The organism is Paraburkholderia rhynchosiae (assembly GCF_002879865.1).
GTDB lineage: Bacteria > Pseudomonadota > Gammaproteobacteria > Burkholderiales > Burkholderiaceae > Paraburkholderia > Paraburkholderia rhynchosiae.
In genome coordinates, this window is the sequence record NZ_PNXY01000014.1 from 115,255 (window position 1) to 128,217 (window position 12,963).

The 12,963-nt window shown below is 64.7% G+C and carries 12 protein-coding genes; 5 read left to right on the top strand and 7 right to left on the bottom strand.

Features of this window, described 5'->3' with window-relative positions; translation table 11 throughout:
* Positions 1-65: 65 nt before the first annotated feature.
* The gene (locus C0Z16_RS20425; RefSeq protein ID WP_407070682.1) at positions 66-1,115 is read left to right on the top strand and encodes a CaiB/BaiF CoA transferase family protein; all 1,050 of its coding nucleotides are present in this window, start codon (positions 66-68) and stop codon (positions 1,113-1,115) included.
* A 50-nt stretch (positions 1,116-1,165) separates the two neighbouring features.
* Here the strand turns inward: C0Z16_RS20425 and C0Z16_RS20430 are convergent, their stop codons facing one another.
* The 3 genes from C0Z16_RS20430 to alr form a co-directional block, all read right to left on the bottom strand.
* Positions 1,166-1,444: a DUF2866 domain-containing protein gene (locus C0Z16_RS20430; protein ID WP_102633919.1), complete on the bottom strand. Its 279-nt coding sequence runs from the start codon at positions 1,442-1,444 to the stop codon at positions 1,166-1,168.
* A 146-nt stretch (positions 1,445-1,590) separates the two neighbouring features.
* Entirely contained in the window at positions 1,591-2,967 is a 1,377-nt protein-coding gene (radA, locus tag C0Z16_RS20435; RefSeq protein WP_102633920.1) for a DNA repair protein RadA, read from the bottom strand.
* Between the two features lie 71 nt (positions 2,968-3,038).
* Positions 3,039-4,109, bottom strand: a complete 1,071-nt coding sequence (gene alr, locus C0Z16_RS20440; protein WP_102633921.1) for an alanine racemase — start codon at positions 4,107-4,109, stop codon at positions 3,039-3,041.
* 217 nt (positions 4,110-4,326) lie between these two features.
* Between alr and lplT the strand changes: the two genes are divergently transcribed.
* Positions 4,327-5,634 carry a lysophospholipid transporter LplT gene (lplT, locus tag C0Z16_RS20445; RefSeq protein WP_102633922.1) on the top strand — a complete coding sequence of 436 codons (1,308 nt, stop codon included), beginning with the start codon at positions 4,327-4,329 and terminating at the stop codon, positions 5,632-5,634.
* 62 nt (positions 5,635-5,696) lie between these two features.
* Positions 5,697-6,506 (top strand): bifunctional hydroxymethylpyrimidine kinase/phosphomethylpyrimidine kinase, encoded by an 810-nt coding sequence (thiD, locus tag C0Z16_RS20450; protein WP_102633923.1) that lies wholly within the window; start codon positions 5,697-5,699, stop codon positions 6,504-6,506.
* 10 nt (positions 6,507-6,516) lie between these two features.
* Here thiD and C0Z16_RS20455 read toward each other — a convergent pair whose 3' ends face one another.
* The 4 genes from C0Z16_RS20455 to tsaB are packed head-to-tail and all read right to left on the bottom strand — an operon-like array spanning position 6,517 to position 10,085.
* Positions 6,517-7,575 carry a DUF1853 family protein gene (locus tag C0Z16_RS20455; RefSeq protein ID WP_407070683.1) on the bottom strand — a complete coding sequence of 353 codons (1,059 nt, stop codon included), beginning with the start codon at positions 7,573-7,575 and terminating at the stop codon, positions 6,517-6,519.
* A complete protein-coding gene (locus tag C0Z16_RS20460; protein WP_102633925.1) occupies positions 7,572-8,789 on the bottom strand; it encodes a uracil-DNA glycosylase family protein in 1,218 nt (405 codons plus the stop codon). Before C0Z16_RS20460 ends, C0Z16_RS20455 begins: the two co-directional genes overlap by 4 nt.
* Positions 8,776-9,270, bottom strand: a complete 495-nt coding sequence (gene rimI, locus C0Z16_RS20465; protein WP_102633926.1) for a ribosomal protein S18-alanine N-acetyltransferase — start codon at positions 9,268-9,270, stop codon at positions 8,776-8,778. The genes C0Z16_RS20460 and rimI overlap by 14 nt, the downstream gene beginning before the upstream one ends.
* Positions 9,267-10,085: a tRNA (adenosine(37)-N6)-threonylcarbamoyltransferase complex dimerization subunit type 1 TsaB gene (gene tsaB, locus C0Z16_RS20470; protein WP_102633981.1), complete on the bottom strand. Its 819-nt coding sequence runs from the start codon at positions 10,083-10,085 to the stop codon at positions 9,267-9,269. The genes rimI and tsaB overlap by 4 nt, the downstream gene beginning before the upstream one ends.
* 240 nt (positions 10,086-10,325) lie before the next feature.
* Here tsaB and C0Z16_RS20475 point away from each other — a divergent pair, with 240 nt between their 5' ends.
* Together C0Z16_RS20475 and C0Z16_RS20480 are read left to right on the top strand one after the other, a co-directional pair.
* The gene (locus tag C0Z16_RS20475; protein ID WP_102633982.1) at positions 10,326-10,595 is read left to right on the top strand and encodes an acyl-CoA-binding protein; all 270 of its coding nucleotides are present in this window, start codon (positions 10,326-10,328) and stop codon (positions 10,593-10,595) included.
* 428 nt (positions 10,596-11,023) lie between these two features.
* A complete protein-coding gene (locus tag C0Z16_RS20480) occupies positions 11,024-12,655 on the top strand; it encodes a DEAD/DEAH box helicase (protein ID WP_102633927.1) in 1,632 nt (543 codons plus the stop codon).
* The last annotated feature ends 308 nt before the right edge of the window (positions 12,656-12,963 follow it).

A 12,963-nucleotide genomic window follows, 5' to 3' on the forward strand; every position in this document is an offset into this window, starting at 1 on the left:
CTATCTCATCTGGAGAGTCGTCTTTTGCGGCCGCGGCGGCGGCCGCACCGCCTCCGCTAAAGGGCTTGCGTGTGCTCGACCTCACGCGTCTGTTGCCCGGCCCGGTCGCCGCGTTGCGGCTTGCGGAACTCGGCGCGGAAGTGCTGAAGATCGAAGCGCCCGGCGCGGGCGACCCGACCCGCACGATGATGCAGTCGTCGAGCGACCGCGTGGCCGGACGGCCGGGCGCGTTTTACCGGCTCGTCAATCGCGGCAAGCGTGAGACGCGTCTGGACCTCAAGTCGGAAGCGGGACGCAATGTTTTGCGCGCGCTCGCAACCGAAGCGGACGTGTTGATCGAGAGTTTCCGGCCGGGCGTGATGGATCGGCTCGGCGTCGGCTACGCGACGCTACGTGCGGCCAATCCGCGGCTCGTGTACTGCTCGATCAGCGGCTACGGCGCAACCGGTCCGTTCGCCGATCATGCCGGACACGATCTGAACTACATCGGCTACGCGGGCGTGCTGGATCAACTCACGAACCTCGACGGCACGCCGATCGTGCCGAACTTCCAGATTGCCGACCTGCTGGGCGGCGCGTTGAGCGCAGTCACGCAGATACTCGCCGCGTTGTGGCATGTAGCGCGCGGCGGCGAAGGCCGTTTCGTCGACGTCTCAATGACACATGCCACGTATGCGCACAACGTGGTCGCGCAAGTCGCGCTTGCCAACGAACGCACAGCGCCCGCTGCGGGCGCGGGTCTGCTGAACGGCGGCGTGCCCTGCTACAACCTTTATCGCACGCTGGACGGCCGCTGGCTCGCGGTCGGCGCGCTGGAACTGAAGTTCTGGGAAAGCTTGTGCATGGCGCTCGACCGCCCTGAGTGGGCCACACGCCACTGGAGCCTCGGGCAGGCGATCGGCGGGCCGGACGCCGCCGCGCTCATGCAGGAGCTTGCCGACGTGGTCGGCAAGCGTCCGCTTAAGGAATGGGTTGCGTTGCTCGAGCCGCTCGATTGCTGTGTGTCGCCGGTGTTGACGGCGGCCGAAGCCGCTCGGCATCCGCTGTTCAATCCGCAAGCGTATGCAGCGCCGGATTCGGGCGAAGATGAAAGCGACCGTGGTCTTGACGTGTAATGCGCGTCAACGCGCTTTACACGCTCGAGCCGCTTACCCGCATCAACGCTTCATCGCCTCGCCACCGTCTGCCGCGGCAAGGTCTGACGCGGCGTCTTTTCGTCGTCGTGGAGCAAATGCTTTCGGCCTTCCACGTGACGATTGATCGTGGCGCGCACGTCGGCCGCGGTGGCGTCGCCGGCCACCACGCGGCGCGAGATCTGCCCCGTTCTGTCGATCCACTCGACGATCCGGCAAGCGCCGCCCCACGGTTGCTGAATGGGCGCGGAGACCCGGCAGCCGCGCACCTGTATCGGCCGCTCGGCTACGGTTTCATGTGACTGTTTCAAGGCGCGATCCTTTTTTCAAGCATCAGAAGGGATGCAATAGCTTTGCAGCTTAAGGAAAAAGGAAGGGCTTGTTGGTTACAGCCAACCTGGAGATATTTACGGCGCATTACGGCGCAGGCGTGGCCCACCGAATGCGCAATGCCCGTCTACTCAAGCGTGCGGACCCGATCGATAGCCTGTTCGATCCGCTCGACGGCAACGACCTGTAAGCCTTCTATTGGTTGCTTGGGCGCATTGGCCTTCGGAATGACCGCGACCGAAAAGCCTAGCTTGGCGGCTTCCTTCAGGCGCTCCTGTCCGCGCGGCGACGGCCGGATCTCGCCGGCGAGGCCCACTTCGCCGAATACCACGAGCCCCTTGGGCAACGGTTTATTACGCATCGACGAATGGATCGCGAGCAATACGGCCAGATCCGCGGCCGGCTCGGTGATCTTCACACCGCCCACCGCGTTCAGAAACACGTCCTGATCGAAGCAGGCAATGCCGGCATGCCGATGGAGCACCGCGAGCAGCATCGCCAGCCGGTTCTGCTCGAGACCGACCGCGAGGCGCCGCGGATTCGGCGCGTTGGCGGAATCCACCAGCGCTTGGACTTCGACCAGCAGCGGCCGCGTGCCTTCCTGCGTGACCAGCACGCACGAGCCCGGCACCGACTGCTCGTGCTGCGACAGAAACAGCGCCGACGGATTCGCGACGCCGCGCAAACCGCGCTCGGTCATCGCGAAGACGCCGAGTTCGTTGACCGCGCCGAAGCGGTTCTTGATCGCGCGCACGAGGCGGAACGACGAATGCGTGTCGCCCTCGAAGTACAACACCGTATCGACGATGTGCTCCAGCACGCGCGGCCCCGCCAGCGCACCTTCCTTGGTCACGTGGCCGACCATGATGATCGTGGTGCCCGACTGCTTCGCGATGCGTGTCAATTGCGCTGCGCACTCGCGGACCTGCGCGACCGAACCCGGCGCGGACGTGAGCGCGTCGGAATAGACGGTCTGGATCGAGTCGATGACCGCGACGTCGGGCCGCTGCTCGGCGATCGTCGCCTGAATTTTTTCGAGCTGGATTTCGGCGAGCAATTGCAGTTCGCTCGCTTTCGAGCCGGGCTCGAGCAGCGACAAACGTTGCGCGCGCAACGCAATCTGCGCGGCCGATTCTTCGCCGCTGATATAGAGCGCGCGCTTTTCGGCGGCGATTTCGGCGAGCGATTGCAGCAGCAGCGTCGACTTGCCGATGCCCGGATCGCCGCCTATCAGCACCACGCCGCCCGGCACCAGACCGCCGCCGAGCACACGGTCGAATTCGCCGACGCCGGTGGAAAAGCGCGGCACGTCGGACGCGTCGATATCGGCGAGACGCCGCACCGGCGCGCTCTTCGCGAGCGACTGGAAACGATGCGTGGAAGGCGTTTCGGCGACCGATTCGACGAGCGTGTTCCAGGCCTGACAGGATGGGCACTGCCCCGCCCATTTCGGCGATTGACCGCCGCATTCACTGCATACGTACAACGTTTTTGCTTTTGCCACGCGTTCTTGCCTGATTGCTGTTGTTGTTCTTGCCTCGACCGCGCCGCTCGATGAAGCAGCGCGCCGCGCTGTTATTCGGCGCGCACCGGCACGCGCGGCGCGACCGCGCACATCAGCTCGTAGCCGATGGTGCCGCAAGCCTGCGCGACGTCGTCGATGGGCAGCGATGTGCCCCACAATTCGACGCGCGAGCCGACGTTCGCGGTGGGAATTGGCGTCAGGTCGACTGTCAGCATGTCCATCGAAACACGTCCCACGACCCGCGTGCGCACGCCGTCGACGATCACCGGCGTGCCTTCCGGCGCGATTCGCGGATAACCGTCCGCGTAGCCGCACGCCACCACGCCAATGCGCATCGGTCCGCGCGCCTTGAAGAGCGACCCATAGCCGACCGTCTGGCCTTCCGCGATGGTTTGCACGGCGATCAGTTCGGACGCGAACGTCATGGCCGGCTGCAGACCGGTGCCTTCGATCGCGGCGGACACGCCCGACGGCGACGCGCCATACAGAATGATGCCTGGACGCACCCAGTCGAAATGCGATTCGGGATGCCACAGCGTCGCCGCCGAATTGGCGAGGCTGCGCGTGCCGGCAATGCCCTGCGCGCCGCGCTCGAACGCTTCGAGCTGGTGAGCCACGCCGCGCTCGCTGTCGGCGTCGGAGAAATGGGTCATCAAGGTAATCTGGCCGACGCCCTGGCACGCACGCGCGCGCTCCCAGGCTGCGCGGAATTTCTCTGGCGTGTAACCGAGCCGGTTCATGCCGCTGTTCATCTTCAACTGGATGTTCATGGGCTTGGACAGCCGCGCCATTTCGAGCATGCGCAACTGCTCGTCCGAGTGCAGCGCGGTGGTCAGGCTATAGCGGTCGATGACGTCGATATCCGTCGGACGAAAAAAACCTTCGAGCAAAAGAATCGGGCCGGCCCATCCCAATTCACGCAACTTCACGGCTTCCTCGAGGTCCAGCAATCCAAAGCCGTCGGTTGCCCGCAAACCTGGAAAGGCGCGCGCGAGGCCGTGTCCGTAGGCATTGGCCTTGACGACTGCCCAGATCTTCGATTTGGGCGCGTAGCGGCGCGCGACGGCGAGGTTATTGGCGAGTGCGGAGGTGTGAATCGTGGCTGAGAGGGGGCGCGGCATGGAGTATTTTCGTAAAGACGCTTGCGAATCAGCAGCTTACAGGGCGTTTTCAACGCTCGGCAGCCGCTGGGCGGTGCGATCAAGGATTCTGCTAGTCTGGATGCAGCTATTTTCATGATATAAAGCCGTGCGCACAACCCATTTCGAACGGCATAAGCCCGGACGCATAACAAACGGCCGGGGCGGACAGACCGCAGCGAGGACAGCATCGCATCAGATGAAAAAAGGTTTTTACACCATCATGGCCGCGCAGTTTTTTTCGTCGCTGGCCGACAATGCGCTTCTGATCGCCGCTATCGCACTGCTGAAAGATCTACATGCCCCCAACTGGATGACGCCGCTGCTCAAGCTGTTCTTTGTGCTGTCGTACGTCGTTCTTGCCGCTTTCGTGGGCGCCTTCGCCGATTCCCGTCCGAAAGGACGCGTGATGTTCATCACCAACACGATCAAGGTAGTGGGCTGCATCACGATGCTGGTCGGCGCGCATCCACTCCTTGCATATGGCATTGTGGGTTTCGGCGCCGCTGCTTATTCGCCGGCCAAATACGGCATTCTCACTGAACTGCTGCCGCCTGACCGGCTCGTTGCCGCGAACGGCTGGATCGAAGGCACGACGGTCGGCTCGATCATTCTCGGCACCGTGCTCGGCGGTGCGCTGATCAGTCCGCATATTGCCGCGCCGATCCTGCGGCATCATATTCCCACGGTCAACACGCCTGCTGAAGCGGCGATGCTGGTGATCATGGTGATCTACGTGGTCGCGGCGCTGTTCAATCTGCGCATTCCCGACACCGGCGCGCGCTATCCGAAACAGGAACGCGGGCCGATCAAACTCGTCACGGATTTCGCCGACTGTTTCGTCGTGCTGTGGCGCGACAAGCTCGGGCAGATTTCGCTTGCCGTCACCACACTGTTCTGGGGCGCAGGCGCGACACTGCAATTCATCGTGCTGAAGTGGGCGGAAGTGTCGCTCGGCATGTCGCTCTCCGAAGCGGCGATCCTGCAGGCGGTAGTAGCCGTCGGCGTGGCGGGCGGCGCGATCTATGCCGCTTCGCGCGTGCCGCTGAAAAAGTCGCTCTCTGTGCTGCCGGTCGGCATCATGATGGGCTTTGCCGTGATGCTGATGGCGTTCTACACGCGCCACCTGTTCCCCGCGTATTGGGGGCTGTACTTCGGCCGCATGCACGTGCCTGGTTACCTGATCGTCGCTTATATTTTCCTCATGATCGTCGGCGGCCTGTCAGGCTTCTTCGTCGTACCGATGAATGCGCTGCTCCAGCATCGCGGCCACGTTCTGCTGTCAGCCGGTCATTCGATCGCCGTGCAGAACTTCAACGAGAATCTCTCGGTGCTCATCATGCTGTGCCTGTACGCGGTGCTCGTCTGGCTCGACGTGCCGGTCACGGCGGTGATCGTGCTGTTCGGCACCTTCGTCTGCCTGATGATGTGGCTCGTGATGCGGCGTCATCAGGCGAACCAGCGCGCGTTCGATTCGGTCGCGCTGATCGGCGAGGTCAAGCACTGACACGCGCGAGCGTGTTCGCGCCTTCCGCCGTCACCGCGCCTTCTACCCTTTCCCGCTTTGCCATGGCTCAACCCGTTCCCAATGTGCTGACGATCGCCGGCTCCGATTCCGGCGGCGGCGCCGGCATTCAGGCCGACCTGAAGACTTTCTCGGCTCTCGGCGCTTATGGCGCGAGCGTGATTACCGCGCTGACCGCGCAGAACACCCGCGGCGTCACCGCGATTCACGCGCCGGACGCGGGCTTCGTCACCGCGCAGCTCGACGCAGTGTTCGACGACATTCGCATCGATGCCGTGAAGATCGGCATGCTCGCCAACGCGTTCATCGTGCATGCGGTCGCCGACGCGTTGCGCCGGTACAAGCCGAAGCACATCGTCCTCGATACGGTGATGATCTCGAAGAGCAACCATGCGCTGCTGCTTCCAGATGCGGTCGCCGCGATGCGTGACGAACTGCTGCCGCTCGCCGACCTGCTGACGCCCAATTTGCCAGAAGCCGCCGCGCTGCTCGGCGGTGTGCAACCCGCTGCCGACGAAGCCGGCATGGTCGAGCAAGGCGAAGCGCTACGCGCGCTTGGCGCCCGCGCGGTGCTGATGAAAGGCGGTCATCTGAGCGCCGCGGATAGCCCCGACTGGCTGGTACAGGAAAGCGGCGCGCTGCGTCTGGGCGGCCCGCGCGTGCCGGTGAAGAACACGCATGGAACGGGCTGCACGCTGTCGTCGGCGATTGCCGCGCTGATCCCCCAACGCGATGATCTCGCGAGCGCGGTCGCAGATGCCAAGCAGTATCTGACCGGCGCATTGCAAGCGAGCGATCGCCTCGACGTCGGCAGCGGCGTCGGGCCGGTGCATCATTTCTATCAGTGGTGGTAGCGCCACCGACCTACTGCCGCGCGTAGGCTCTGGCCCGCTCGGGCCAGTCGTCGGGGACGATGAAGCCGCGTGAGCGTTCGAGCAGATTGCCCGCGCTATCTTCGGCGAATGCGGCGACCATCGTCGGGCCGGGCTGAAGCGAGGTTTCAACAGCAAGCGTTTGCGCATCGACGAAAACCGCATTCGCCGCCTCGCGTTGATCGTGCCGATAGCGCCGCGGCGCAAGCCATTCGAGCCGCGGCAATATGCGCCAATGCCGCGCATGCGTTGACGCAAAGTCCAGCCAGTCGCCTCGCGTGACCCACCAGCCGCGGCCATGCGCGGGATTTAGCTCGGCGGGATCGCGCGACCTCCCGCCATGCCGGTAAAACAACCAGCCTTTGACGAACATTTGCGGCGTCCACGGACCCGGATAGCCGACCGACGCAAAATCTTCGCGCGCGCTGAGCGGCAATTGATGATTGAGCAGATGAGCGAGCTTGAGGTCGAAGCGGTCTTTCAGATTCGGGCCGACGTAGTGCGACAACGGCGCTGATAACTGCGTCGAGAAGCGCATCGATAAACGCTCGTCGGACTGCGAAGCTTGTTGTGCGGCTTCTTCGCCGGCATGCAGATAGCACTTCACCGCCAGTTCCCAGTGAAGCTGTGCGTTCTCTCGAGTGCGCACCAGAAAATCGCATTCGCCGAGCGTCACGCCCGCGCGCCGCAACGGCACGCCGGCCGCGACGAGCCGCGCCGCTGGACCCTGTTGCAGGAACCAGCCGAGCAGCCGTTCGGCGTATCGGCCAAGACGCGTGATGCGCGTCGCCGCGAGATCGTGATGCAACTGGGCGGGCGCGGCATCGAGCGCGCGCAGCCAGTCGACGGTCTCGTCGAGTTGCCGCGGCGTTTCGAACGGCGTGGCCAGTTCGCCTACCGGCCGTTGCGGACGCAACAGATCCGCGCTCAGCAGCAGCCAGGCGAGATCACGCACCGCGGAGTCGCCTAGCGTATCGAGCAATGTGCAAAGGATGGCGACCTCGGCGCGCGGCGCATCGCCGTGACGCAGCCCCGGTCCATCCACCGTCACGGCTTCGCCACGTTCGACGGCGCGCCGCCGGCCGTGTGCCACGTATCGCGCGCGAGGCACAGATCGGCCCAGGCCTTCGCCTTGTCGGGCAGGCTGCGCAGCAGATACGCCGGGTGATAGGTGACGATCACTGGCACGCCTTCGTATTCGTGGACGCGGCCGCGCAGCGACGAAATGCTCGCGTCCGTCTTCAGCAGGCTTTGCGCGGCGAAACGGCCGAGCGCAACGATCAGTTTCGGCTTGACCAGCGCCACCTGGCGTTGCAGATAAGGTTCGCAACGCGCGACTTCGTCCGGCTCGGGATTGCGATTGCCAGGGGGCCTGCACTTGATGACGTTCGCGATGTACACGTTGGCGTCACGCGCGAGCGTCAGCGAACGCAGCATGTTGTCGAGCAGCTTGCCGGCCTGGCCGACAAACGGTTCGCCTACGCGATCTTCGTTCTCGCCGGGCGCTTCCCCGATCAGCATCCAGTCGGCGTTCCGATCGCCTACGCCGAATACCGTTTTCGTGCGTTTCTCGCACAGGCGGCAGCGCTCGCAGGTCGCGACGCGCTCGCTCAACGCGTCCCAGTCGAGCATGTGGATTGCGGGCGGCTCGGGTATTTCGCGGCGCGCGTGCCCAGGCGCACTCGCGTCCCCCGGTGGATGAAGCGGCAGATCGTCGAACCACGCGAAGTCGTCGTCGGGCGGGGCATCAAAACAGGATGGCTCGGGCGCGCGCGGCGGCTGCGCGGCGTTTGGATCGCGACTACCGGCGGCCGGCTGCACGCGCTGCTGCGCCGCTTGTGGCGCGGCCCGCGCACGAGCCTCGCCCTGTCCCCTGTGCTGGACGAAGCGCGCTGAATCGCCAGCGCTTTCGGGTGGCTCTTGATTCTGGAAGCGATCGCGCGGTCCTGCCAATCGAGGCGCCTGACTTTCGCGAGCGGGCGCACGGTCTTCCATTTCCGTTTGCTCGCGCTCGATGTCATCGGCTTGCTGCGTCGGCTCGCCCGCGCGCATTGCAGGCCTCGGCGGAGTTTGCGCGGTTAAGCCGGCCGAAGAATGCTCCCGGGCCTCCGCCCGCGCGACGTCGCTCGCGCTCTGCGTGTGTTGTGCATCCGCGCCCAGCTCAGCGCCAGCCTCGCTAACCGATTCCTGCACCGCCGCCATCCCGCGACGCTCCCAGCGCGGTGCGAGTCCAAACTCTTCCCATACCGATTCATGCAGCGCCATCTGCGCCCTCCTTGGCAAACGATAAACGCATCACGATGGCGTCCTCCCGGCTGCGATGCCGCGCCGGGTAATAATTTTTGCGCCGGCCAATCGACGTAAAGCCGAAACGCTCGTAGAGCCGGATTGCGCGATGGTTCGACGGCCGCACTTCGAGCAGCAGGCCATCGAGCTTCTCGGCGTGCGTCATGCGCACGGCTTCGCGCAGCAACGCAAGCCCGGCGCCCGCGCCTTGTGCCGCGGGCGTCACGCACAGATTCAGCAAATGCATTTCATCGACAACCGGCATCAGCACGCAATAACCAATCAGCGTGCCGGTGACGTGCCGCAGGCAAATGCCGAAATAGCCGTTGCGCAGCGAGTCGCCGAAATTGCCCCGGCTCCACGGAAATTCATAGGCGAGCTTTTCGATGGCAGCCACTTCGTCCAGATCGCCTTCGGTCATCGGCGATATGTAGCGGTCCGCCAGCAGCACGCCGCTCATTGCCGGCCCTCGCCAGGCTGCGCGTCATGCGCGAGCGTCGCGGCCTGCACGTCCTTCGCGGCCTTCCCGGCCTTTTCGGCCTTTTCGGCGCTGCGCTCGGCCGTGGTCTGCGCGACCTTGTTGCGGACGTACTCGGGGGCCGCCTGATCGGCGGGCACCGTGCGGCCGGCGCGGAACGCGCGCAACGCGGCGTACGCAAGCGGCAACGCGTGCGGCAGCGCTTCGCAATCGACGGTTCGCGCGGCGGCCACCGCCGGCAGCCGCGCGCCGAAGGCCGCGGCGGCGTTGCCGGCCAGCGTGAACGGCTCGTCTGGCAAGACCAGCCGCTCAGGCGTATCGAGCGAGGCGGCCTGAACGGTGCGCCACTCGCCCTGAACATGGTCCCACGCGTAATCGGCCCAATAGATTTCGTCCATGCGGGCGTCGAGCGCGGCCAGCACGCGCGTGGCCGACACATCTCGCCGGCGGGCGCTTTCCGCGCAAACCAGCAAGGTGCTGACCGGCACGACCGGCAAAGCGAGGCCGAACGCCAGGCCTTGAGCAACGCCGGTCGCGGTCCGAAGGCCGGTGAACGACCCTGGCCCGGAACCGAACGCGATGGCGTTGCAGTCGGCCAGCGTGAGGCCGGCTTCGTCGAAAAGTTCGCGGATCGCGGGCAGCAACCGCGTGCTGGACACGGCGCCCGTTTGCTCGTGACGAAGCCACGTGCGCGGTTCGGCGCGCGCATGGCCCGCCTTGTCGGCAGCGGCGGACAGGAGCGCTACCGAGCAGAATTCGGTGGAGGTATCGAGGGCAAGAAGCACGGTTTGAGTCATGGACGGTATTGTAATCGGCGCCGCGCGCGCGGATGCGGTTTGGTCGTTTGGCATTGCGTGGGCTTGGCGGGTTGTATCTGGGCTTGGGCCTGGATCGGTCAGAGCCTGGTTTGGGCCGGGTTTAGCCTGACTTTCGTCCGGGCCGGCAGCATGCGTTTGGAATAAGCTCTCGGCCACGCGACGGCGTGCAGTTGTTATGATCGTCGGCCACTTAACCCATCCCGCCGGAGAGCCATGACGATGACGGACCTCGATACGCAATTCACCCAAGCCCAGGAAGACGTCAAGCAACTGCCAGAGCGTCCAGGCAATCTCACGCTGCTGCGCCTCTACGCCCTCTTCAAGCAGGCGAGCGAAGGCGACGTGCACGGCGACAAGCCGGGCTTCACCGACATCGTCGGCAAATACAAGTACGACGCCTGGGCTGCGCTTATGGGCACCGCGCAGGACGCCGCGAAACAGCAATACGTGGAACTGGTTGAATCGCTGAAAAGCGGCGCATCCGCCTGACGGACCGCGGGCCCTCGCACGCTTTGGCCGGACGGCTTCCCGCCCGCGCAGTGCAAATATTGCGCTAAGAAATGTCCTAAGAGTGGCGCAGTGCAACAAATACCTATACAATGCTGCCTGCGCTTCACTGCTTTGCCCGGCTTTCGTAAGCGGCCTTTGCGGCGCAGCGCCTCGTAGCGTTTAGCTCCAATCCAGTTTAGAACCTGTCCCCTCCTGCCTAGCCCCCTACGGGCGATCATGTCCCAGGCTGGCGGCAAGCCATATTGGCGTGTCGCATCCGATACAGCTTCTAACGAAAAGCTCGCCTTCATTGTTGCGAGCTGCCCCCGTTTTTCGATTTGCTCGCTGCTTCTTTGCTCGCTGAATCCGACGACTTGGGTATGCCGATTGGCGCCGACGTTTTAATTCCCTGTGTACCAAGGATTCTCATGACTTCGAGCAATACCCCCAGCAGCCCGTTGAACGCCATCGCCGACCAGGCACTCGGTCTCGCCGACGCACCCGCACAAGCCGCAGCCGTTGCTGCCGCTCCGGAAGCCGTCGCCGCTGAAACCGCAGCGCCGACCGGCCCGACGTTCGCGTCGCTCGGTCTGTCCGCGGATGTCGTCTCCGCGCTGACCGCCGCTGGTTACCAGAACCCGACGCCGGTTCAGCAACGCGCGATCCCCGCTGGCATCGCCGGCCGCGATCTGATGGTGTCGAGCCCCACGGGTTCGGGCAAGACCGCCGCGTTCATGCTGCCCGCCATCGAGCGTTTCTCGCAACTGCAAAAGGCGCAAGCCAGCCAGCCGCGTGAAGCGCGTCCGGCAGACGGCGCCCGCACGCGCCGCCCGCAACCGGTTGCCCGTCCGACCATGCTGGTTCTGACGCCGACCCGCGAACTGGCCATGCAGGTCACCACCGCCGCCGCCACGTACGGCAAGCATTTGAAGCGCCTGCGCACCGTCAGCATTCTGGGCGGCGTCGCTTACGGCCAGCAATTGATGCTGCTGGCAAAGAACCCTGAAATCCTGGTCGCCACGCCGGGCCGTCTGATCGACCACCTGGAGCGCGGTCGCATTGACCTGTCGCAACTGCAGATCCTCGTGCTCGACGAAGCGGACCGCATGCTCGACATGGGCTTCATCGAAGACATCGAAACGATCGTTGCCGCTACGCCGGCTACGCGCCAGACGATGCTGTTCTCGGCCACGCTCGACGGCAAGATCGGCTCGCTGACCGGCCGCCTGCTGAAAGATCCGGAGCGTATCGAGATCGTTCAGCGCATGGAACAACGTACCAACATCGCGCAAACCGTCCACTACGTCGACGACCGCGATCACAAGGACCGTCTGCTCGATCATCTGCTGCGTGACTCCGGCCTCGACCAGGCTATCGTGTTCACGGCAACCAAGATGGACGCCGACCAGCTCGCAGGCCGTCTGGCCGACGCCGGTTTTGAATCGGCCGCGCTGCATGGCGACCTGCCGCAAGGCGCGCGTAACCGCACGATCCGCGCGCTGCGCGAGCGCCGCGTGCGCGTGCTGGTCGCAACAGACGTCGCCGCTCGCGGTATCGACATTCCGGGCATCACGCACGTGTTCAACTATGACCTGCCGAAGTTCGCTGAAGACTACGTGCACCGTATCGGCCGTACCGGCCGCGCCGGCCGCTCGGGTATCGCGGTGAGCCTCGTGCATCACGCTGAACAAGGCGCGCTGAAGCGCATCGAGCGTTTCGTGCGCACTCCGCTGCCGGTCAACGTCGTCGCAGGCTTCGAGCCGCGCAAGTCGGCCCCGTCGGGCAACGGCCGTCCTGGCTTTGGCGGCCGCGGCCGTCCGGGCGGCGGCAATGGCGGTGGCCGCCGCTTCGGTAGCGGCTCGGCCAAGCCGGCCGGTAACGGTAACGGCGGCGGCGCGCGCAGCGGCAATGGCGGCGGCTGGGCCGGCAAGTCGGCTGGCGGCGGTTCGCGTGATGGCGGCTTCGGCGGCGGTTCGCGCGAAGGCTACGGCGGCTCGCGTGACGGCGGCTACGGCGCACGCCGTAGCGACGGTCCGCGTACGGCGCGTCGCGGCAGCTAAGGTCAGCTAAGGTCAGCTAAGGCTATAGGACAATAGCTTTTCACAGCCAGCGACCGGCCTGCATGCTTTTGCATGTCAGCCATCGCCTGGCCTCGGAAGAAGCAGCCTGATAGTTGGTCGGAAGAGTTGGAAAAGACCCGGACGGCTCCTGCCGTCCACGGGTCGAAATGAGAACCGGTGCTCAGGCACCGGTTTTTTTTCGCCTGCGAGCCATCGCCGCCTAAATTTCACGATGTGCAAAAATTTTTTGCGTCGTAAAAAATGATGTTGCAGAGCACAACTCGCACGATTGCAACAGGGAAAAAGTA